Source organism: Paenarthrobacter aromaticivorans (genome assembly GCF_019038615.1).
GTDB lineage: Bacteria > Actinomycetota > Actinomycetes > Actinomycetales > Micrococcaceae > Arthrobacter > Arthrobacter aromaticivorans.
Genome location: NZ_JAHOPC010000002.1, coordinates 91,458 through 114,270, shown reverse-complemented (window position 1 = coordinate 114,270; position 22,813 = coordinate 91,458). Strand labels below are relative to the sequence as shown.

The 22,813-nt window shown below is 61.9% G+C and carries 17 protein-coding genes; 10 read left to right on the top strand and 7 right to left on the bottom strand.

Features of this window, described 5'->3' with window-relative positions:
* The first annotated feature begins 283 nt into the window (after positions 1-283).
* The 5 genes from KSW38_RS04070 to KSW38_RS04050 all read left to right on the top strand — a co-directional run bounded on the left by KSW38_RS04070 (position 284) and on the right by KSW38_RS04050 (position 6,524).
* A complete protein-coding gene (locus KSW38_RS04070; protein WP_216923034.1) occupies positions 284-1,807 on the top strand; it encodes a leucyl aminopeptidase in 1,524 nt (507 codons plus the stop codon).
* Between the two features lie 299 nt (positions 1,808-2,106).
* Positions 2,107-3,489, top strand: coding sequence for a dihydrolipoyl dehydrogenase (lpdA, locus tag KSW38_RS04065; RefSeq protein ID WP_216923032.1), 1,383 nt, complete (start codon positions 2,107-2,109; stop codon positions 3,487-3,489).
* Between the two features lie 114 nt (positions 3,490-3,603).
* Positions 3,604-5,367 (top strand): 2-oxoglutarate dehydrogenase, E2 component, dihydrolipoamide succinyltransferase, encoded by a 1,764-nt coding sequence (gene sucB / locus KSW38_RS04060; protein WP_216923030.1) that lies wholly within the window; start codon positions 3,604-3,606, stop codon positions 5,365-5,367.
* A 187-nt stretch (positions 5,368-5,554) separates the two neighbouring features.
* Complete coding sequence (locus tag KSW38_RS04055; RefSeq protein WP_216923028.1) at positions 5,555-5,908, top strand: hypothetical protein; 354 nt, start codon at positions 5,555-5,557, stop codon at positions 5,906-5,908.
* 187 nt (positions 5,909-6,095) lie between these two features.
* Positions 6,096-6,524: an OsmC family protein gene (locus KSW38_RS04050; RefSeq protein ID WP_216923026.1), complete on the top strand. Its 429-nt coding sequence runs from the start codon at positions 6,096-6,098 to the stop codon at positions 6,522-6,524.
* A 137-nt stretch (positions 6,525-6,661) separates the two neighbouring features.
* Here the strand turns inward: KSW38_RS04050 and KSW38_RS04045 are convergent, their stop codons facing one another.
* Positions 6,662-10,177: a S41 family peptidase gene (locus KSW38_RS04045; RefSeq protein WP_216923024.1), complete on the bottom strand. Its 3,516-nt coding sequence runs from the start codon at positions 10,175-10,177 to the stop codon at positions 6,662-6,664.
* 97 nt (positions 10,178-10,274) lie between these two features.
* Here KSW38_RS04045 and KSW38_RS04040 point away from each other — a divergent pair, with 97 nt between their 5' ends.
* A complete protein-coding gene (locus tag KSW38_RS04040; RefSeq protein ID WP_216923022.1) occupies positions 10,275-11,174 on the top strand; it encodes a TIGR01777 family oxidoreductase in 900 nt (299 codons plus the stop codon).
* 58 nt (positions 11,175-11,232) lie between these two features.
* Here KSW38_RS04040 and KSW38_RS04035 read toward each other — a convergent pair whose 3' ends face one another.
* Positions 11,233-12,837 (bottom strand): serine/threonine-protein kinase, encoded by a 1,605-nt coding sequence (locus KSW38_RS04035; protein WP_216923020.1) that lies wholly within the window; start codon positions 12,835-12,837, stop codon positions 11,233-11,235.
* A 150-nt stretch (positions 12,838-12,987) separates the two neighbouring features.
* Here KSW38_RS04035 and lipB point away from each other — a divergent pair, with 150 nt between their 5' ends.
* The 3 genes from lipB to KSW38_RS04020 all read left to right on the top strand — a co-directional run bounded on the left by lipB (position 12,988) and on the right by KSW38_RS04020 (position 15,536).
* Positions 12,988-13,656 (top strand): lipoyl(octanoyl) transferase LipB, encoded by a 669-nt coding sequence (gene lipB, locus KSW38_RS04030; protein WP_216923018.1) that lies wholly within the window; start codon positions 12,988-12,990, stop codon positions 13,654-13,656.
* Positions 13,653-14,660, top strand: a complete 1,008-nt coding sequence (lipA, locus tag KSW38_RS04025; RefSeq protein WP_216923016.1) for a lipoyl synthase — start codon at positions 13,653-13,655, stop codon at positions 14,658-14,660. Before lipB ends, lipA begins: the two co-directional genes overlap by 4 nt.
* Positions 14,661-14,774: 114 nt before the next feature.
* Positions 14,775-15,536, top strand: a complete 762-nt coding sequence (locus KSW38_RS04020) for a DUF4191 domain-containing protein (RefSeq protein WP_216923014.1) — start codon at positions 14,775-14,777, stop codon at positions 15,534-15,536.
* Positions 15,537-15,658: 122 nt separating this feature from the next.
* Here KSW38_RS04020 and KSW38_RS04015 read toward each other — a convergent pair whose 3' ends face one another.
* Complete coding sequence (locus KSW38_RS04015; RefSeq protein WP_216923012.1) at positions 15,659-16,096, bottom strand: RDD family protein; 438 nt, start codon at positions 16,094-16,096, stop codon at positions 15,659-15,661.
* A gap of 325 nt (positions 16,097-16,421) precedes the next feature.
* Between KSW38_RS04015 and glnA the strand changes: the two genes are divergently transcribed.
* Positions 16,422-17,846, top strand: a complete 1,425-nt coding sequence (gene glnA / locus KSW38_RS04010; protein ID WP_216923010.1) for a type I glutamate--ammonia ligase — start codon at positions 16,422-16,424, stop codon at positions 17,844-17,846.
* A gap of 120 nt (positions 17,847-17,966) precedes the next feature.
* Here glnA and KSW38_RS04005 read toward each other — a convergent pair whose 3' ends face one another.
* From KSW38_RS04005 to KSW38_RS03990, 4 genes are all read right to left on the bottom strand, one after another.
* Complete coding sequence (locus tag KSW38_RS04005; RefSeq protein ID WP_216923008.1) at positions 17,967-18,320, bottom strand: hypothetical protein; 354 nt, start codon at positions 18,318-18,320, stop codon at positions 17,967-17,969.
* A gap of 610 nt (positions 18,321-18,930) precedes the next feature.
* Complete coding sequence (locus KSW38_RS04000; protein ID WP_216923798.1) at positions 18,931-19,146, bottom strand: AsnC family protein; 216 nt, start codon at positions 19,144-19,146, stop codon at positions 18,931-18,933.
* 80 nt (positions 19,147-19,226) lie between these two features.
* Complete coding sequence (locus tag KSW38_RS03995) at positions 19,227-19,709, bottom strand: GNAT family N-acetyltransferase (protein WP_428982355.1); 483 nt, start codon at positions 19,707-19,709, stop codon at positions 19,227-19,229.
* 89 nt (positions 19,710-19,798) lie between these two features.
* Positions 19,799-22,810 carry a bifunctional [glutamine synthetase] adenylyltransferase/[glutamine synthetase]-adenylyl-L-tyrosine phosphorylase gene (locus tag KSW38_RS03990; RefSeq protein WP_216923004.1) on the bottom strand — a complete coding sequence of 1,004 codons (3,012 nt, stop codon included), beginning with the start codon at positions 22,808-22,810 and terminating at the stop codon, positions 19,799-19,801.
* Positions 22,811-22,813 lie beyond the last annotated feature (3 nt).

The window sequence follows — 22,813 nt, the reverse complement described above, 5'->3', positions numbered from 1 at the left end:
ATGGCGTCGCTAACGCCATGATTGCGGTGTGGGGACTCTGTGTCTCTTTGTACAACGCTGCACGTCCAGTAGGCATTCCTGCCCTTGGTGTGCCGCAGCTCTCATTTAATTGCTGTCAGCAGCCTGCGAGAGACTACGATCGAAACGGGCCGACGTCCTTTTGCGACGCTTGACCTGAAGACCAAGGCCGCCGTCGGAACAGGACGTCGGGCGCGTACCGGGGCAGGCCCGCCAAACATGCGGCCCCGCCATGCAATGCAGAGAGAAGTGAGGAAACATCCTCGTGGTCAAGACTACTGACATCATCCTCGGCGTCATCGCCAAGGACCTGAAAAAGTCACCCAGCGACGCACTTGTGATCGGAGTTGCCCAGGGCTCAGACGGACCAGTGCTGCTGGAAAACCCGCTGAGTGCCAAGGCCGCCGAATCCGTGGAGGGGTCACTGAAGCTCCTTGGAGTCTCGGGTGCGCCCGACCAAGCGCACCGCCTTCCGGGTTTGCCGGAAACGGGCTCAGGGATCCTGGTCCTGGCAGGCGTGGGCAAATTGTCCGAGGACGGCACCATCCCTGAAGAAGCGCTGCGCCGGGCAGCCGGGTCCGCCGTCAGGCAACTTGCCGGAGTCCCCTCAGTGACGTTGGCGTTCCCGACGACGTCCGTCACCGACGTCGCCGCAGTCGCCGAAGGTGCCGCCATGGGCGCCTATTCCTACACCGAACACCGTTCCAGCAAGGACGGGCTCAAGGATCCGGTTGCCAAGGTTCTGATCGTCACCGGCGTTGACGCCAAAGCTGCCCAACCTGCACTTGACCGGGCAACAGTCGTGGGCAGGGCCGTCAACGCAACGCGTACGCTCGTGAACCAGCCGCCCAGCCACTTGTACCCCGAGTCATTCGCCGAATCTGCCAAGGAACTCGCAAAGGGTCTTCCCGTAAAGGTGACGGTCTGGGACGAAAAGCGCCTGGAAAAGGAGGGCTTTGGCGGCATCCTCGGCGTTGGCAAGGGTTCAACCCGTCAGCCCCGCCTGGTCAAGGTCGAATATGCTCCGGCAAAGGCCACCCGGAAGATCGCGCTCGTTGGCAAGGGCATTACCTTCGACACCGGCGGTATCTCCATTAAGCCCGCCCTCGGCATGGGCGACATGAAGAGCGATATGGCGGGCGCCGCCGTCGTTCTTAATACTGTCCTTGCCATCGCCTCCCTCGGCCTGCCTATCAAGGCAACCGCTTGGCTTTGCATTGCGGAGAACATGCCGTCCGGCGCCGCCCAGCGACCCGCTGACGTCCTTACTGTCTATGGCGGAAAGACAGTCGAGGTCCTGAACACCGATGCCGAGGGCCGCCTGGTCATGGCCGATGGCTTGGTGGCCGCGAGCTTGGAAAAGCCGGACGCAATCATCGACGTCGCAACACTCACAGGTGCCCAGCTCATCGCACTCGGATTGCGCACGGCAGGAGTGATGGGTTCCGATTCGGTGACGGCAGCGTTGAAGTCCGCCGCTGACAGGGCCGGCGAGCTTGTCTGGCCGATGCCGCTCCCTGAGGAACTGCGTCCCAGCTTGGACTCCCAGGTTGCGGACCTTGCCAACATTGGCGAGCGTAACGGCGGAATGATGACAGCCGCCGTCTTCCTGCGTGAATTCGTGGGCAAGAACGGCGACGGCCAGCAGATCCCCTGGGCCCACGTCGATATTGCCGGCCCATCCTTCAACAACGGCAGCCCCTACGGGTACACGCCGAAGCAAGGAACCGGATGCACAGTCCGTACCTTGGTGGCCTACGCAGAGGATCTGTTGGCAGCCTCCGCGTAAGTAACCCACTCCACTGCGGTTGCAACGGGCAGTGCGGGTAGAGCGGATGCGTCCGCGCTACCCGCACAACCCCGGAATTATGCGGCGTGTAGCGCTGTGTCACAAGTGAACGTGAGTCTGGACACAAGCGCTCCACAAACGCCCGTGGAGGGTGGAGCATGGGTAGGTGGTTCGCTAAGGTGAACTCGATAGTCACAAATGCAAGAGAACTTAGGTGCTGGCATAATCACGGCAGAACAAGTTCCAAAGACCCGATGACACGCAGTCCCGTGTCATCATTCACGCGAGGGAGCGTTTTAGTGGCCGATCAGGCAACTGCGCAAGAATTCGACATCCTGGTACTCGGTGGCGGCAGCGGCGGCTACGCCACCGCTTTGCGGGCCGTACAGCTTGGGTTCACCGTTGGCCTTGTGGAAAAGGCAAAGCTCGGCGGAACCTGCCTGCACAATGGCTGTATCCCCACCAAGGCACTCCTGCACTCGGCTGAACTGGCCGATCACGCACGCGATTCCGCCAAGTACGGCGTGAACGTCACGCTCGACGGCATCGACATGTCTGCCGTGAACGCGTACAAGGACGGCATTATTGCCGGCAAGTTCAAGGGCCTCCAGGGACTCATCAAGTCCAAGGGCATCACCGTCATCGAGGGTGAAGGCAAGCTTCAGGGCAACAACACCATCGTCGTGAACGGCACCGCGTACACGGGCAAGAACATTGTCCTGGCAACCGGTTCGTACTCGCGCTCCCTCCCGGGCCTGGAAATCGGCGGCAGGGTCATTACCTCTGACCAGGCCCTCACCATGGACTACATTCCCAAGAGTGCGATCGTCCTGGGTGGCGGCGTCATCGGCGTCGAATTCGCTTCCGTTTGGAAGTCCTTCGGCGTGGACGTCACCATCATCGAAGGCCTGCCCTCCCTGGTTCCCAACGAGGATGCCTCCATCGTCAAGAACCTGGAACGCGCCTTCAAGAAGCGCGGCATCAAGTTCACCACCGGCATCTTCTTCCAGGGCGTGGAACAGAACGACGACGGCGTCAAAGTCACCCTTGTGGACGGCCAGACTTTCGAAGCCGAGCTCCTGCTCGTGGCAGTCGGACGTGGTCCGGTCACTGCCAACCTCGGTTACGAAGAAGCAGGTCTCACCATCGACCGCGGCTTCGTTATTACCAACGAGCGCCTCCACACCGGTGTTGGCAACATCTATGCAGTCGGCGACATCGTCCCCGGCGTCCAGCTCGCACACCGCGGCTACCAGCAGGGCATCTTCGTGGCCGAGGAAATCGCCGGCCTGAACCCAGCGATCGTCGAAGACATCAACATCCCCAAGGTCACCTACTGCGAACCTGAAATCGCAACGGTCGGCTACACCGAAAAGGCCGCCAAGGAAAAGTTCGGCGACGACCAGGTACAGACCCAGGAATACAACCTTGCCGGCAACGGCAAGAGTTCCATCCTCGGTACCGGTGGCATCGTGAAGCTCGTTCGCCAAAAGGATGGCCCCGTCGTCGGCATCCACATGATCGGCTCCCGCATGGGTGAGCAGATCGGTGAAGCCCAGCTCATCGTGAACTGGGAAGCCTACCCCGAGGACGTGGCCCAGCTGGTCCACGCCCACCCCACCCAGAACGAAAGCCTGGGCGAAGCCCACCTCGCCCTCGCGGGCAAGCCGCTCCACGGCTAAGTCTTTACCCAAGACAAACGGATGGGGTGCATGCGGCGGAATCTGCCGCATGCACCCTGCCCGGACCAGCAGAATTCATCCGCACAAAAGATCAATAAGGAGAACGGGGACGACATGTCTGAATCCGTTAACTTGCCCGCCCTCGGTGAGAGTGTCACCGAAGGAACCGTCACCCGCTGGCTCAAGCAGGTTGGTGACCGGGTAGAGATCGACGAGCCGTTGCTCGAGGTTTCCACCGACAAAGTAGACACCGAAATCCCTTCTCCGATCGCTGGCGTCATCGAAGAAATCCTCGTCGCTGAAGACGAGACTGCAGAGGTTGGCGCCCCCTTGGTACGCATCGGCGACGGCTCCGGCTCCGCCGCACCGGCTACTGAGGAAGCACCCGCCGCTCAGGAAGCACCCGCTGCTGCCGAGCAGACTGCTCCCGCAGAAGAGGCTCCCGCTGCCCCAGCTGCTGAGGAACCCCAGGCTGAAGCTCCTGCCGCTTCCGGTGGCGAAGGCCACGAAGTAACCCTCCCCGCCTTGGGCGAGAGCGTTACCGAAGGCACCGTCACCCGCTGGCTCAAGGCTGTCGGTGACACCGTGGAGGTGGATGAGCCGCTTCTTGAGGTTTCCACAGACAAGGTCGATACCGAGATTCCCTCCCCGGTTGCAGGCACCCTGCAGGAAATCCGCGTCAACGAAGACGAAACCGCCGAAGTTGGATCGGTTCTGGCTGTTATCGGCTCCGGCGCGGCAGCCCCCGCCGCTGCTCCGGCTCCCGCGGCTCCTGCCGCTGAAGCTCCGGCCGCTCCTGCCGCTGAAGCTCCGGCCGCACCGGCACCTGCTGCCGCACCCGCTGCTGCAGCACCTGCCGCTACGCCGGCACCTGCTGCTACACCTGCTCCGGCTGCTGCCGCACCGGCTCCCGCTGCTGCACCGGCAGAAGCCGGCTCGTCTTCCGAGTCCGGTTACGTCACTCCCCTGGTGCGCAAGCTGGCAAACCAGCAGGGCGTTGACATCGCATCTGTGTCCGGCACCGGCGTCGGTGGCCGCATCCGCAAGCAGGATGTCCTTGCCGCTGCCGAAGCCAAGCAAGCCGCAGCTGCGCCGGCCGCAGCGCCTGCTGCAGCTCCTGCCGCCAAGTCCGCAGCACCCGTTGTTGCTTCCTCCCTGCGAGGCACCACCGAAAAAGCTCCGCGTATCCGTCAGGTCATCGCACGCCGCATGCGCGAGTCGCTGGAAGTCTCCACCCAGCTGACCCAGGTGCACGAGGTCGACATGACCAAGATCGCCAAGCTCCGCCTCAAGGCCAAGAACTCGTTCCAGGCCCAGAACGGCGTGAAGTTGACGTTCCTCCCGTTCATTGCCAAGGCTGTGGCGGAAGCACTGAAGCAGCACCCCAAGCTGAACGCTGCCTACGACGAATCCAAGCAGGAAATCACCTACCACAACGCCGAACACCTGGCGATTGCGGTAGACACCGACAAGGGCCTGCTGGTTCCGGTCATCTCCGACGCCGGAAACCTCAACCTCGCAGGCCTCGCAGGCAAGATCGCTGACGTCGCAGGACGCACCCGTGATGGAAAGATCGGCCCGGATGAGCTGTCCGGCGGTACGTTCAGCATCACCAACATCGGTTCTGTTGGCGCCCTGTTCGACACCCCGATCATCAACCAGCCGCAGGTCGGCATCCTGGGTACGGGCGCAATCGTCAAGCGCGCGGTCGTGGTGGCCGACGAAAACGGCGACGATTCGATTGCCATCCGCTCCATGATGTACCTGTCCCTCACGTACGACCACCGTCTGGTGGACGGCGCGGACGCTGGCCGCTTCCTCCAGACCCTCAAGGCCCGCCTTGAGGAAGGTGCTTTCGAAGCAGATCTTGGTCTCTAAGCCCAAGCGTTAGCAGGGACCCTCCTCACCGAGGGCGCTCTGGTCAACCAGGCGGGGCAGGCTCCGGGGAAACCCGGTAGCCTGCCCCGCTTCGTTGTTGTCCCAGACCGTTTTGTCCGCCGCGCTGTTTGCCTGCCTAAGCGTGGCTTTGCTACGGGACGTAGAAGCAACTGGATAAGCTGGGGCCATGAGTATTCTCTTCAGCATCCTTGTGTTCTTGCACATCGTCGGCGCAGCCATGATTGTGGGCTACTGGATCGCCACCATCAAGACGCCTACCGTCCACCCCCGCCAGCGGGATGGCGCATTCCTTCAGCTGCTCACGGGCATTGCCATGATGGGCCTCCTGCCACTGATGCCGGATGCCCATCCCAACTACTTCAAGCTCGGTATAAAGTTCGCCATCGGCGTGGCTGTTGCTGTTCTGGCCGTCATCGGCTCCCGCAAGGTCAAGAAGGGCGAGCCAGTCTCCACCGGTCTCGCTCACGGCGTTGGCGGACTGGCCTTGGTGAACATCGCCATCGCAACACTCTGGAACTGAAAGTACGCGGAAGCAGCCCATCCGCCTTTGCCGGGCGGGTAGGCTGCTTCCTTCAAGGCAAGCCAGGGGTCACAATCCACTGACAGCGGAATGACAGTGCAGCGCAGCGCGCAAATCCATAGGATTGATCCCGGTGGCATCCGGCGATGGCTGGTTGCCGACGCACAAACGACCCCAAGGAGTGGACATGGCAGCAACACGCACCGCACACACGGTTTGGAACGGCAACCTGATCGAGGGCGCTGGCAACACGACGCTGGATAGCTCAGGCTTGGGCACCTTCGATGTCACTTGGAAGGCACGCACCGAGCAGTCCGGTGGCAAGACAAGCCCGGAAGAACTGATCGCTGCAGCGCACTCCGCGTGCTTCTCCATGGCCTTCAGCAACGAGCTTGCACAGGCGGGCTTTACCCCTGAAGAAATCCAGACCAAGGCCGACGTGACCTTCGTCCCCGGCACCGGTATCACTGGCAGCCACCTGACGATGACCGCCAGGATCCCCGGCATTTCCGAAGAGGATTTCCGCCGTATCTCCGAAGCGGCAAAGACCGGTTGCCCTGTTTCCGGCGCGCTGGCCAGCATCGACATCACGCTGGACGCAACGCTGGCCTCGTAGCGTCGGGCACCGCTTCACAGCACTAAGACAGCATCAAAGCAAAGGCCCCGCTGCCTCTCCCGTCAGGGAAGGCCGCGGGGCCTTTCGCTCGTTCCCAGCTCAGCGCACTGGAACTACGCAAAGTTGGCGCTGGGCTGCTAGCCCTGTTGCGGACGCGCGGGCAACGGCGCGGGCCGCACCTGGCGGTAGCCTTCACGCAACGGCGGGCGGTCCGTAGGTAGCTCCTGGATCATCTCCTTGAGGGCACCAATGCCATACTCGAGTTGCGGGTCGCTGCCTGCTGCATAGGCATGCGGGGGGAAGAGCACCTCGATATCCGGCTCCACGCCACGGTTTTCAACATCCCAGCCGATCCCACCGCCAAACCACGTGGCGTAGCGGGGCTGCGTCACCCCGGTACCGTCGGCCAGCGCAAAGCGGTTGTCAATCCCCACAACGCCACCCCAAGTCCTTACGCCAATGACCGGGCCAATGCCCCTCAGTTTGGATACTTGGGTGATGATGTCGCCATCTGATCCAGCAAATTCATCTGCCAGGATAATCACTGGACCCCGGGGAGCATGGTGCGGATAAGTCCGCGGCTTCTCGCCACGCGGCATACTCCACCCAGTGACCTTCCGGCCAATAAGCTCGGCCACGAGCTGTGAAGTGTGGCCCCCACGGTTGCGCCGTACGTCTACGATCAACCCGTCCAACGCGGTTTCCGTATCGAGGTCACGATGCAGCTGTGCCCAACCATTGGCCATCATGTCAGGGATATGCAGGTAGCCGAACTTACCGCCGGATGCCTCCCGTACTGTGCGCCGGTTGGCCCGGACCCAGTCCTGGTAGCGCAACCGCTCCTCGTCCCGGATGGGGACAACGGCAACGCGGCGCTGGGCACCCGCAGCTGCGCCATGTCCTGGGCCATTCAAGAGTGTCAATTCAACGGTTCGTCCCGCTGCACCCACCAATTGCATGGCAGGCGTCAGCGCCGCGGAAAGCTCGACGCCGTCAATCGCCAGGAGGACGTCGCCCACCTTGGCATCCGCGCCCGGACGCGTTAAGGGCGAGGTTGCAAGAGGATCGGAAGACTCGCCAGCCAGGATTCTGGTGATCTCCCAGCCTTTGCTGCCGAGCTGAAACTCAGCGCCAAGCCTGCCTTGACCATTGCGGCCAGGTTCAGTCACAGCTGCGGGCCGCACATAGGCATGCGAGGTTCCCAGTTCGCCGTGGATCTCCCACAACAGGTCCACGAGGTCGTCATGGGACCCCAACCGGTCCACGATCGGACGGTAGCGTTTGTAGACGGAATCCCAGTCCTGGCCAGCCATGTCCGGCGCCCAGAAGAAGTCCCTCTGCAAGCGCCATGCTTCATCAAAGGCCTGCCCCCAGGCAGCCACGGGATCCAGGATCACGCGGATCCTGTTGAGGTCCACTTTGACCAGTTCCCCGGATTCCTCGTCCACCTTGCGGTCTGACGGGACTGACATGATCTGCTTATCAAGGACATAGACAACCCTCTTGCGATCACCTGACAACCGGTAGCTGTCCACAGCAGCGACGAGGGTGGTTTCCTTGCGCTTGGCAAGGTCAAAGCGCACCAGGGCGGGGGCTGTCTTCTTATCCTGCAGAGTGCCCTTTCCTTCGCCGGTGACACCGGAAAGCTCAGTATCGAGCCACAGCAGCGCCCCGTCACCGGCAGCAAGTCCGGAGTAGTTTCCCTGTGGCACGGGAACAGTGATGACGCGGTGTGCCAAGCCTTCCGCGTCCACGCGCACAACTGGCGCGTCGCCGTCGTCGTGCTTTGCCGTTGTGGCTTGTACGTCCTCAAGGGTGTCCACGGACGGCCCAAAAGGAGACGGCGTGTCAGCGGCAAGAGCCAGCAGGTACGGCTTGATGGGGCTTGGGAAGGAAAGGTCGAACGAATGGCCGTCATAGACGGGATCGAAGCTCCTGTTGGACAGGAACGCCAGGAACTTCCCGTCGGGGGTGAATCGGGGTGATTCATCGCAGAAGCGTCCGTCGGTGGCATCGATGATGCCGGTGTCGGATGCCGAAGGCCTTGCCAGGCGAAGTTTGCTTCGGGAACCGAAGGACGTCACCGGCTCGGACCAAGCAAGCCACTGCGAATCAGCAGACCACGACAATTGATCCACGCTGCCTTCGCCGATACTGACCAAACGAGTCAATGCCCCGGAGACAGTGTCAGCTACGAAAACGTCTCCAAAAGCCGTGCCGATGGCCAGCCAACGGCCATCGGGGCTGGCCTCCAGCGCGCTCGTCCTTGTTGGTGCAGGGAACTCCAGACGGAGATCGTCCGCTTGGTCTTCCCGTGTGGCTGCGACCGGTACCGCCGTTTCCCCCACGGTGTCTGGTGAGGGGTCCGCATGGGCGGCTTCATCAGAGGGTTCGTCCGCCTGGCCTATATTCACCGATTGGTTGGCTGGCTGGTTTGCGGCGGAACCTTGCCCCAGGACGTTGGCTGCAGAGACCGGCTTAGGAAGACCGTCGGCATCACTTGAAACAACAGCGGGTTCCACGGCCTTCGGCACCTCAACAACTCCGGACAAGCGCGCGGCGATGCGCTTGACGTACAAAGCCTCCACTCCCCCGTGGTCGGCCACGTAGGCGATCCGACCATCCGTCAACGGACGCGGAAGGCGGGCCCGGACGCCCGGCGTCGCTTCGGCCACCCGCGATGGGCCGTCCTTATGGCGAAGCCAATGGATGGTGCCATGTGCCTCTACCGCACTGGCTGTTCCTGCAACGTTCGGAAATACGTCGCCCAAATGCTCAGATGCTTTCAGTGGGGCGGGACGCCGCGCCGGTGATGCAGAACCGAGCGTGATCTCCAGCTTCACAGCTTCAGCATCGGCATCGGCATCGAGCGAGGGCAGGATCCAGAGCTCACCGGCCGATTCGAAGATAATCCGCTGGCCGTCCGTGCTGGCGTGCCGAACATAGAAATCCTCATGGTCCGTGTGGCGGCGCAGTCCTGAACCATCAGTAAGAACGGAGTAGAGGTTTCCGTAGCCTTCGTGGTCTGAAAGGAAGGCGATGCGCCCCTTGACCCATAGCGGGTCAGTCAGGTTGCCCTCAATTTCGGGGATCAAGCGTTCGAACTCACCATTGCCGTCTGCGTCGATCCACAACTTTCCGGCAGTGCCACCCCGGTAGCGCTTCCACCAAGCCGGTTCCCGGGAAAGAACACTCGCCAGGACAACGGGCTTCTCGTCACCGATTTCTGGTCCGAAGGCAACGCCCTCCACCGGTCCGAAAGGAAGTTCGACGGCGGCACCTCCCTCCAAGGGAAGGCTATAGGCGTACGTGTGGCGGCTCTCGGACTGCTGGAACGCGCTGGTCACCAGAACGTTTCCAGCAGGCGTGAAACCCTTGACCCGGGTTGTGGTGTGTCCAAAATAGCTCAGCTGCTTATACCCGCCACCGTCGACGTCCGCGGTGACAACCTCCGGTGAGGTACCAACAACAGCAGTCCACACGAGCCGCTTGCCATCGGGAGTGAAGCGTGGGTTCCTTGCCGGCATTTGCTGGGACGAAACACGCCAGGCCCGGCCGCCTGAGACGGGGGCGATCCAGATGTCATCTTCGGCCACGAACGTGACCAATTCGCCATGCACATGCGGGAAACGGAGGTAGCTGGAGGAGGTCATTGTTCGATCATAGTCAAGAGGCACGGTGTCAAGAGGCACCCGCCCCGCGCTTCGCACGCTGTTTCTGACTCATGCGTGGGTCGTGATGAGATGAGTCATGCGAATCGTAATGTCCGGAGCCTCAGGGATGATCGGGACGGCATTGTCGGAGCACTTGAAAAGTGCAGGTGACGACGTCATCCGGCTGGTGCGGCGGCCTGCAAAGACTGACGACGAAAGGACATGGGATCCAGCCGCGGGAGACTTGGACGAGGCTGTCCTGGAAGGCGCGGACGCTGTGGTGAACTTGTCCGGCGCCGGCATAGGCGACCGCCCCTGGACCAGGCGCAGAATTGCTGTCCTTCGTGACTCGCGCCTTCAGACCACCCGGACGCTGACTGCGGCCATGCGTCGCCTTGGCCAGCCGAAGTTGTCCTTCGTCAGTCAGTCAGCGTCCGGCTACTACGGCGCCTCCCGGCAAGGCCTCCTCCGCGAGGACTCGGGTCCAGGTGCGGGAGTGCTGGGCCCGCTATGCGTCGAATGGGAGCAAACTGCCAGGACCGCTCCATCCAGCGTGCGGGTGGTGATACCCCGGACCGGAGTTGTCCTCAGCACTTCTGGCGGTGCGCTCGGACCGTTGCTTCCGCTGCTCAAGGTTGGGCTGGGTGGACCCTTCGGAAATGGGCGGCAATTCTGGCCGTGGATCACCCTTGCCGACGAAGCCGCTGCCCTGGCCTTCCTCGTCAAGTCCGATCTGGAAGGTGCGGTCAATGTATGCGCCCCGGAAAGCGCAGACGTCAGCACGATCGTCGAGCGGCTTGCGAAAGCGTTCCACCGCCCAGCCTTCGTACGAATCCCACGGCCCGCCCTTCGACTTGTCCTTGGCCAGCTTGCTGACGAACTGGTCCTGGCGAACCAAAGAATGGAGCCGGTAAAGCTTGCCGCCGCTGGATTTCACTGGCAACACCCCGGGCTCGATGAAGCCATGGAGTGGCTGACGGACAGCCCTTCCAGCTGAACCGTTCCGAACCCCCAGACGGCCACACCCACGTCAAGGAAAGTCTCTGACATGACCCCTAACCGGGACCGAGAATCTCCGAGATGCTCCACTGCCCTGCCAACCTGACAAGGACGAGACGCAACTGTTGGGCCTCCCCGGCGGGCTGGGACTTCACCAAACGATCCGACCGGTCGCGCTCCTCGTAGCCGGAGGTCGTTGCAGTCAGGGCAACGACCGCGCGATCAACCTCGTGGGGGCCCAGCACCGATACACTGCTCAAGCTGGTGGTGAGTCCGGCAAAGTGGATACCCTCAGCCCCTAACTGCTGCTTCAACGTCTCATCCGCCGCTTGGGCAGGTGAGCCTGCTGCGTTGACGTTTGCAAGCAATTCAAGACGATCCAGCCCCAGCGCCATATCGCGCACGGCCGATAACGCGTGCACGGCGATTATCGGATCCTCAGAGCGGAGCGCCTCCAAGTGCGTGTCCGGAATGGGCTGGTCGGCTTGGGGAGCTTGGATCGCTGTCCCGGAAATTACTACGGACGTCGAACCCGACGCGGGCTCTTGGACTCCCAGCCAGAAGGCCCACCCAACCGCACCAACCGACACTCCCGCAGCCACCAGCAAGCCGACCCGAATGGCTATACGTGGCCCACGCTGCGGTTTCCTTTTTCGCGTTCGCCGTTCGGGACGCGGAGTCATTACTGTCCGCAAGGGCCGGAGCCGCAAGACAGCCGAAGCCAATGGACTCCTGCGCTGAGGTCGTCCCCCGGCCTGCCGCCGCGTAAGCAGCTCCGGAATCACCGAGGAATGGACGGACCCAGCCAAATCCACAGGCTGTGCCGCAGCGCTGCGATAAACAGCTGTTCCCAGCTCCCGGGCGGTGGGACGCGCCCGGGGATCAGGATCCAGTCCCGCTTCAAGGGCAGCGGCGAGCCCTTTGGGGACATCGGGGACCAAGAGAGGCAGTGGTGGACGGTGCTTGGCGATCTCCGGCGCCATGCCCGTCAAGCAATACCACCCAAGCGCCGCCAGCGAATAGACGTCCCGTTCCGGCTGCAAGGCTTCTCTGGCTCCATCACCAGGGCCGCCCTGGGCGGAAACAGAAGTATCAACAAAGCCGTCGGTGCCGACGTCGAGGCTTTGATTCTCCTCCCCCACAACGCCAGCCACGCCAAGATCCGTCACCAGAGGCTTACCTTGTGCCGTAAACAGCACGTTGCCTGGGGAAATATCCCCATGGGCCGTTCCCTGGGCATGCAGGTAAGCCAAGACCTGGGCAACAGGGGTCAGTACCGTGACAGTTTCCCCGACGCTCAGCTGACGTCGCGCCTTCACCAGGTTCGTAAGGGAACCTCCTGCCGCGAAATCCATCACCAAGCCCAAACTGCCCCGTGCTTCGCCACCCAGTTCCACCACATCATGAATCCGGATGAGGTGTTCGTGCCTAAGCGCCGACAGGATCCGAACCTCGCGGAGGGCAGTTTCACGATTGGCTCCCCGCTGGCTGCGCTGATCCCCCTGGAGCGCGCCTGTGACGCATTTGATGGCGAAGCGGGCACCGTCCTTGTCCCTGCTGGCGAGCCAGACCGCCGAGGACCCACCACTGCCCAGGTGGCGTGATGGCGTGTATCCCGGTATGCGCGGGACCGACGTGGCAGGAGCATCCGTAGTTTCCATATCCAAGGTCTACCGGATGATCCGATTTCCCGCAGAAGTTATCCACAGGTAGCTGCGGGTTGCGGCGCAGGAAAGCTACGCCGACGGATGCGACTGAGAGGTTCACCACAAAATCATGGTGAGTGACCTGCTGGGTCTAAGCTTGAACCCATGACTCTTGAGTTTTCACAGCTGGGTCTTGCCCCGGATTTCGTTGATTACGTGCAGGGCTGGGACCTACAGCGCGAGATCCACAACAAAGTTGTTGCCGGCGAGAAGAACAGCACCGTCCTCCTCCTTGAGCACTCCGCCGTCTACACGGCTGGCAAGCTCACCGAAGACCACGAACGGCCCTTTGACGGTACCCCCGTGGTCGCCGTGGATCGTGGCGGCAAGTTAACGTGGCACGGCCCGGGACAACTCATCGCCTATCCGATCCTCAAGCTCAAGAACCGCGCGGGAATCCGGGACTACGTCGAGCGGCTCGAAGCAACCATGATCGCCGTCATGACGGACTATGGAATCCCGGCAGTCACCGTGAAAGGCCGGGCAGGCGTATGGATCCTCGCCGATGACAAGGGTCCGGACCGGAAGATTGCCGCGATCGGCATCCGCGTCCTTGACGGTGTCACCATGCATGGTGTCGCCATCAACTGCAGCAATGACCTCGCGCCGTACGCGCAGATTATCGCGTGCGGAATCACCGACGCCAGCGTCACCACCATGTCGCTGGAGACTGGCCGGACCATCAACCCGGCAGACATCGTTGACCGCTTCGTGGAAGAGTTCCGCAAGCATGAAGAAGCACTCGTTTCCACCCCAGAAGGAGCACTCCAGTGACCCTGGCACCTGAAGGCCGTAAGTTGCTGCGCGTTGAGCAGCGTAATTCGGCTGTCCCGGTTGAACGCAAGCCCGAGTGGATCAAGGCCAAGGTCCAGATGGGGCCGGAGTTCGTCGGGTTGAAGAACCTGGTGAAGAAGGAAGGCCTGCACACGGTCTGTGAGGAAGCCGGCTGCCCGAACATTTTCGAGTGCTGGGAAGACAAGGAAGCGACGTTCCTGATCGGCGGGTCCGAATGCACCCGGCGATGTGATTTCTGCCAGATCGATACCGGCAAACCCTCCCCGGTGGACATGTTCGAACCCACCAAGGTGGCCCGGTCCGTGCAGGCCATGCAGCTGCGCTACGCCACCGTCACCGGGGTGGCCCGTGATGACCTGGCCGATGAAGGTGTCTGGCTGTACGCCGAAACGGTCCGCAAGATCCACGAACTGAACCCGGGCACCGGGGTGGAGCTGTTGATCCCGGACTTCTCCGGCAAACCCGAATACATCGCCGCGATCTGCGATTCCCGGCCCGAGGTGTTCGCGCACAACGTCGAGACCGTGCCCAGGATCTTCAAGCGGATCCGACCGGCGTTCCGGTACGAACGCTCCCTGGATGTCATCACCCAGGGCCGGGACCTGGGCATGGTGACCAAGTCCAACCTGATCCTGGGCATGGGCGAAACCCGCGAGGAAATCTCCGAAGCCCTGCGGGACCTGCACGCGGCCGGGTGTGATTTGATCACGATCACCCAGTACCTGCGCCCCTCCGAACGGCACCTTCCCGTGGACCGGTGGGTCAAGCCCCAGGAATTCGTGGACCTGCAGCACGAGGCCGAGGAAATCGGGTTCCTCGGTGTCATGTCCGGGCCCCTGGTGCGATCCTCGTACCGGGCGGGGCGCTTGTGGGCCACCGCGATGCGCAAGAAGGGCTGGGAAATCCCCGCCGCCCTGGCCCACATCGAGTCCTCCGGCACCACCCGCCAGGAAGCCTCCACCATCCTCGCCGCCCACGCCTGAACCCAGGTCGGCAAACACTTCACCAGCAACACCATGAAGCAGTACCGAAAGGGCCGGATGCCAAGCGTAATGGCGTCCGGTCCTTCGACGTACATCACGTAGAATTAAGGCACTATGGCGAATTCCTCTGATTCCAGCAAATCGACCCCCTCGGCCGACGCCCCCAAGCGTGGGCTGTTCCAGCGCAAGCCCAAGGAAGCCAAGGCCAAGAAGCCGAGCCAGCTGAAGCAGATCGCTGAAGTCTTCAAGATGACGCGGCGCAATGATCCCCAGGTCGTGTGGATCATGCTGCTGGCATTCCTGGCGGTAGTTGCCGTGGCCTTCCTTATCGGCTACCTCTTGGAAAACTGGGTTACCGGTCTCATCATCGGTATTCCGCTGGGTCTCCTGGCCGCCGTCTTCATCCTCTCCCGTCGCGCAGAGAAGGCTGCCTTCGCGCAGATCGAGAACCAGCCTGGTGCATCCGGCGCGGCCCTCGGTACCCTACGTCGCGGCTGGGTCACCCAGGATCAGCCTGTAGCGGTTAACCCGCGCACCCAGGACGCCGTGTTCATGGCAATTGGTCGTCCCGGCGTCGTTTTGGTCAGCGAAGGTCCCACGCATCGTGTCAAGCCGTTGGTGGAAGCCGAGCGCAAGCGCCTCTCGCGCATCCTGCCCAACGTCACCATCCACGTCCTCGAATCCGGTCGCGGCGAGGGCCAGGTGCCATTGAACAAACTCGCCAAGACCATGGGCAAGATGAAGAACGAACTCACCAAGGTGGAGGTCAACGCTGTTTCCAAGCGCATCAACTCCCTTGGTACCCGCCTGCCGATCCCCAAGGGCATTGACCCCTATAAGGCGCGTCCGGACCGCAAGGCTGCACGCGGACGCTGATTGTCCCTAGGCGCTTGAATGCACCAACGAAAAACCGCCCCTCTCCCGAAGGAGACGGGGCGGTTTTTTATTGGTGTTTGCTAGCTTATGGGGGTGGGCCCAACCGGTGAGGAATGAAGACGCTACATCCGGATGAGGATCGTGTTCATGGCTTTATCGTGAAGTCCGCGCTGGTCCGGATCAAAGATGACTGCGGGGATGACCAGGCACAGGAGCAAGGTACGCACAACCGCGGCAAGCGGGCCTGCGGGGCCTCCCCCCAAGCGGACCACATGAATGCCGGCAATCCTGTGGCCGATGCTGTAGCCGAGGGTGCCGATCAGCAAGATCTGCTCCGCGGCAAAAATTCCGAGCGTTGCCCACTGGTTGCCGCCAAAAGCGAAATTGCTAATGACAAGTGCAATCGTCCAGTCGATCACTATGCCTAGGATTCGTCGCCCAGCCCGCGCCATGGAGCCTGGTCCGGACTCAGGAAGGCCGAGTCTCTCACCCGGATATTTGGAGATGCCGGACGTGTCCGGCCCGCTCAGCCAGGAGCCTATGTCTTTTCGATCAACCACCCTCCAAGCCTAACGGCTTGCGGACGGACAGACCGACGACGAAGGCCACCTTTCATGCCTGCCCTTGCGCATGTATGGCGCCAAAGTGTTCGCCCACTGGACCCGCGTGGACCTGACACCGGAAAGCCGACTACCGTTTACACAACAGATCATTCTGTAACCTGCCCGAAACAATACTGACACTCCCGGGAAATCCCATCTCCCTAAGGTGGTATGAGTTGCTAGCCACCGCGGCAAGGGGAATTTTTTGTGTCTCCGGGCCTCCGGCATGGGCTGGCTCACGCGGCCTTCCGGGCCTGTTACTTGATATGCATAAGGAGCATAGATGTTCAAGACTGCGGACGAAGTCCTCAAGTTCATCAAAGACGAAGACGTCAAATTCGTCGATATCCGCTTCACCGACCTTCCGGGCGTCCAGCAGCACTTCAACGTGCCGGCGAAGAGCGTAGACCTCGACTTCTTCGTGAACGGTCAGCTCTTCGACGGATCCTCCATCCGCGGCTTCCAGGGCATCGCTGAGTCCGACATGCAGCTCATCCCGGATGTGACCTCGGCATTCATCGACACATTCCGCATTGAGAAGACGCTTGCGCTGAACTTCTCCATCGTGAACCCCCGCACTGGCGATCCTTACCACCGCGACCCCCGTGGCGTAGCCGAGAAGGCTGAAGCTTACCTGGCCTCCACCGGTATCGCAGACACCGCGTTCTTTGCTCCCGAGGCCGAGTTCTTCGTCTTCGACAACATCCAGTACCAGTCCTCCCCGCAGGGCAGCTTCTACAAGATCGACTCCGAAGAAGCCCACTGGAACACCGGCCGCAAGGAAGAGGGCGGAAACCTCGGCTACAAGACCCCCGTCAAGGGCGGCTACTTCCCGGTTTCCCCCACGGACAAGCAGGCTGACCTCCGCGACGCCATGTGCGTTGAACTGGACAAGGCCGGCCTCGAGGTCGAGCGCTCCCACCACGAAGTTGGCTCCGCCGGCCAGGCAGAGATCAACTACAAGTTCACCACGCTGACTGCAGCTGCTGACGATCTCCAGAAGTTCAAGTACGTCATCAAGAACACCGCAGACGCATGGGGCAAGTCCGTAACCTTCATGCCGAAGCCAGTCTTCGGTGACAACGGCTCGGGCATGCACTGCCACCAGTCGCTGTGGAGCAACGGCGACCCCCTGTTCTACGACGAAAAGGGCTACGCTGGCCTCTCCGACACCGCCCGCTGGTACATCGGTGGCCTGCTGAAGCACTCCTCCGCAGTCCTCGCCTTCACCAACCCGACGGTCAACTCGTACCGCCGCCTGGTCAAGGGCTTCGAAGCTCCGGTCAACATGGTCTACTCGCAGGGCAACCGTTCTGCTGGTATCCGTATCCCGATCACGGGCTCCAACCCGAAGGCCAAGCGCATCGAATTCCGCGCTCCGGACCCCTCGTCCAACCCGTACCTGGCCTTCGCTGCCCAGCTGATGGCCGGCATTGACGGCATCCGCAACCGCATCGAACCCCCGGCTCCCATCGACAAGGACCTCTACGAGCTCCCGGCCGAGGAAGCCAAGGACATCCCCAAGGCTCCTGGTTCCCTCGAAGAAGCCCTCGAGGCCCTGCGCGAGGACAACGAGTTCCTGCAGGCTGGCGGCGTCTTCACCCAGGACCTGATCGACACCTGGATCGAGTACAAGTACGAGAACGAGATCCGTCCGCTGTCACTGCGCCCGAACCCGTACGAGTTCGAGCTCTACTACGGCGTCTAGCAACACCGGCGGCTAAGCAAGGTTTAGCCGCAGGGAGTCCATAGAGATTCCGAAATAAGGAGGGTCGGCAACAGGTTTTAAAACCTGTTGCCGGCCCTCCTTTATTGCTGCCGCTGCTTACTACTCGGATTCTTTGCCCTGATCCCGGTCGCGGATGTTCTTTCCGAACTCGTCCAGTTTTTCCCTGACGGCCTTTGCGGCATCAGCAAGACCTTTTTCGGCTGTGCTCAGAGGATCCAATTGGAGGTACACGTCCCGATCAATAGGGAGGTCATACTCATCCTTCAGATGCGTACCGCCGGAGACGCCATCAAGCGATAGGTACACAAGGGCCTCAGTTCTTGCGATGCCCGCAATCGTCCCAAAGACAACAGTGAAATCATTGGGCTGAAAGCTTATGGACTGGCCCACATGGCGGCGATCCAACTCTCCAGCAGGAATAGCCTTCTCAAACGAACTTCCGTTGTATTCCATGTACTTCTCCTAAGCATCGAGAGTAGTTACGGAACCGAGTCTATAAGGCTTTTCAACGGACGAACCAGCACCTTGTCTATGGTCTTTAGTGCCTGGTTTTCGGGACTTCTCCAGGTTGGTGGGGGGCTGCGCAGTCCGCGCAAAACACCCGATCGGTTTCTTCACCGCAGCACTGACAGCGGTGAACCAGTGCCGCTTGTTCAATCACATAGGTTGTCATAGCAAATATCGTGCCTATCAGGGGCAGGTCAGGGCACGAGTAGTGTGTACTCGTTTTTTACCCTTCCGGCACAGCCAACTACTTGGTTCTGGAGGGGCCCAGCCCCTCCGGGGCACCAGCAGCCAACAGTGAATGGCCCTGAGCTCCCCCATCATCTTGCCGCCATTCGGCGTCAGCAAAAGTGGCGAAACAGCGGCGGCAAACATAAACGTCGCCGCGGCCATGCCGGGAGGACCAGTGCGGCCCGGCCTGCTCGCAGCGAAAGCACAACGCATCTGAGAAGGCTGCACCCTCTGAATCCCGACTGACTGTCACGCGAGAATCCTAAGGGACAGCAGGCCCGGACGAACAGACCCAGGCCAGGCCGGGTTCCTGTCGCCCGGTATAGTGCTACTGCTTCCCGTACTTCTTATGTACCGCCTGCTTTGTGACCCCGAGGCAAAGTGCGATTGCCTCCCACGACAAACCGGCCTGCCTGGCTGCACGTACAAGGGAAGCCTCGGCCCTGCCAACTTCCTTGTGAAGTTCAGCTACGGCATACAGCGCTTCCGCAGGCCCCATGCCGTCCATCGATCCAACAAGTGTCTTCATTCTGTCCACCTCCATGGCGTCAACCATAGTTGACGCCCTGGAGTGGCGTCAACGATCGTTGACGACAGCTCCCCGGGGACCAAGCGTGAGCATCCTCAAAAAGCCTTGTACATGATGCGCTGCGGGCCCGAGTTGCCGCCGAGGTACCGTCCGCAGTCAACGAAGCCGGCCTTTGCATAAGCTGCAAGACCCGCAGGGTTGCGCTCGTTAACAGAAAGCACGACGCCGGCCTGGCCGCCACCCTGCCTCGCCGTCAACTTGCGAGCCTCCTCCACGGCAGCCTTGGCCGCCAGCACACCGAGGCCGCGGCCCTGGCTTTTCGAGTCGATGAGGAAACCCCTGAGAAGCCATGCGGACTCGTCGTCCGGCCATCCTGCAAGGCGCGCCGCTCCCCATTGGAGTGTCAGGACGCCCACGCCCTCCCCGTTGGCCTCGATCACATAGGGAGAGCGGGATTCTTCTTCAAGACTGATCAGCATCATACGAAGCGGGTCGCCGACGAAGTCAGTTTGATCAGCCGCCAAGGCCATTTCCGCCACCGCGCCCAGTTGGATGGCGCGCGCGTCATCGTCCAGCATTTTGAGCGGTATAAGCCAAACGCTCGCCAACGCAGTACGATCCCGAGGGAAGACGTTCAGCTCCGGGTCATCATCGGGCATTCCAGGCCTCAATTACCGTAGAACTCTTTTTCGAAGACAGCCCGGGCACGCCGGCTCAGGCGCAGGTAGTCCTCCTCGAACTGTCCTGCGGCTCCAGGCTCGTAACCACACCAGCGCGCCACAGCTTCAAGATCCCTCCGCGACGATGGAAGTACGTCCGATGCCCGGCCTGTCACGATGACGTTCGCCGAGCGGATGCGGCTGGCGAGCTTCCACGCCTCACGTAAGAGTCCGGCGTCGTCCTTGCCAACAAGCCCAAGGTCCTCGGCCGCGGCAAGCGCCTCCAGCGTGGACGTAGTGCGCAACGCAGGCTGCTTGCCCGCGTGCTGCAACTGGATGAGCTGGACAAGCCATTCAACATCGCTTAATCCACCGCGGCCAAGCTTCACATGGCGGGCCGGATCAGCGCCTCGAGGCAGCCGCTCCGATTCCACGCGGGCCTTGATGCGCCTGATCTCCCTGACATCCTGTTCGGCGAGCTCAGCCGGGTAGCGGATGGGATCAATAAGCCGAAGGAAGTCCGCTGCCAAGTCGTCTGAACCGGCCATGGGACGCGCCCGCAGCAACGCCTGCGCTTCCCATATCAGTGACCACCGGCGGTAGTACTCGGCATAGGAATCCAAAGACCGGACCATGGCGCCGTTCTTGCCTTCGGGCCGCAGGTCTGCGTCCACCATCAACACCCGCTCGGCCATGATGGCGGGCTTGAGCGGCTGGGTGAGAAGGCTGGAGACTTTGGCGACTATCGCGGTCGCCTGCTCCTGCGCTTCCTCATCGCTGAATCCAGGCCGGGCGCGGTGAACATACATGACGTCAGCGTCTGAGCCGTAACCGATCTCGCGGCCACCCTGCCGGCCCATGGCCACCACCAGAACCTCCGTTTTCAGAGGATCGGACTGGGTAGCGATTGCTTCAGCCACGTGAAGGGCTCCGAGCACGGCAGCCCGGTCTGTTTCGGCCAACGCCAGTCCCACGGCGTCTTGGTCAAGCAAACCGGCACTATCGGCAATCGCGGTCCGCAGAATCTCCCGGCGACGGATCAACCGGATGAGGCGCATGGCACTCTCCGGATCCGGATGCCGGGACAATTTAGACCGGATTTCCTGCCATTGCGCCTCAAAGGGGATGGGAGCCAGGTCCTTGTCGCTGCCAAGCCACGCCACGGACTCCGGTGAGACTTCCAGGAGGTCCGAAATGAGCCGTGAATTGGCCAGTACCTGGCAGAGGCGTTCGGCTGCCGCCTGGGAATCACGAAGCATCCCCAAATACCAGTGCGTGGTGCCCAACGCTTCGCTGACCCGTCGGAAGGCAAGGAGCCCGGCGTCGGGATCCACGCCTTCGGCAAGCCAGCCAAGAAGAATGGGCAACAGTTGCCGCTGCAGTGCCGCACGTCGGCTTACACCGGCAGTCAGCGCCTCAATGTGACGCATTGCGCCCTGGGGATCGAGGTAGCCGAGGGCGGCAAGACGGCCCTGGGCTGCTTCCGGGCTCAGCTTGGCGTCTTCGCTGCTGAGTTTCGCGGCGGTATTGAGCAGCGGCCGGTAGAAAATTCGCTCGTGCAGTTCCCGAACGGACCGTTTGGTTTTCTGCCAGGTCGCCATTAGCTGGTCAGGATGGGGGCGCTCAAGCGAGAAGGGCCCCAGGACAGCCTTCGCCAATACCCGCTGGGCATCCTCCGCCACGGGCATGAGGTGCGTCCGGCGCAACTGGAACAATTGAATCCGGTGCTCCAGAAGCCGAAGATAACGGTACGCGTTGTCGAAACCGGCGGCATCGGCACGTCCGATGTAGCCGCCGGCGGACAATGCCGCGATGGCCGAGGTGGTGTCGCGGCAGCGAAGAGACTCGTCCGACTTGCCGTGAACCAGCTGCAACAACTGGACGGTGAATTCGACGTCGCGCAGCCCGCCACGCCCAAGTTTGATCTGCCGCTGTTCCTCGGCAGCCGGAATGTAATCCGTGACCCGGCGCCTCATGGCCTGGACGGACTCGACGAAGCCATCACGGCCAGCAGATGCCCACACGAGTGGCTCGACGGCCTTTTCATATCGTTGGCCCAGCTCGCGGTCGCCAGCAATCGTCCGGGCCTTCAGCAGCGCCTGGAATTCCCAGCTCTCAGCCCACCGGGCGTAGTAGCTCAGGTGCGAGGGCAGCGTCCGCACCAGGGGCCCTGACTTTCCTTCCGGGCGAAGGTTGGGATCTACTTCCCACAAACCCGGTTCAGGTGCCGACGAGGAAATCGCCCGCGAGATGCCGGACGCCAAGGCGGTGCCGATCGTCGCGGCGCGGGCGTCGTCCAGATCCTCTGCCTCGATGACGTAAATGACATCGACGTCGGAAATGTAGTTCAGCTCGCGGGCACCACATTTGCCCATGCCAATGACTGCGAGCCCGACGTCGGCAACCTCCGAGGCGTCGAACTGGGCAGCCGCCTCGGCCCGGGAAACGGCAAGGGCAGCTTCAATGGCGGCCCCAGCGAGGTCTGCAAGCTCTGCACCCACGGCGGGCATGAAGTCTTGCGGCGACGCAGCGCAGAGGTCCTTGATGGCAAGCTCTGTTAGCCCGCGGCGGTAGGCCGTCCGCAGGGCCGCGTACGCCGGAAGCCCCGTCAACCCAGCCACTGGACGCTGCGCACCGGGCTCGGCCTTGACCGAACGAAGAAGCAGGGACCTGAGCTCTTCGCTTGATGCCGGGAGTGGCTCCGGGCTAACCCGGACATTAAAAACGTCCAGATGCTCCGGCCTGCGCATGAGGAACTCACCCAGCGCCTCCGATGCCCCCAACAGCCGGTACAGGGATTCGCTCGTGTCCGGGTCAGCGCCAGCCAACTTTTTGAGGCCGGGGTTCTTCTCAATCAGCCGGACAAGTGATTGCAACGCGGTATCCGGGCTCGCCGCCAAGGAGAGCCCGGCGAACAAGGCGTCCTGTTCGATGCCTTCAAGTTCCGGGGCAGCAAGAAAACGCTCACCCTTTTCCAGGTCACTGAATCCGGCTGAGATGAGCCGACGTGCAAGGCTCATTGG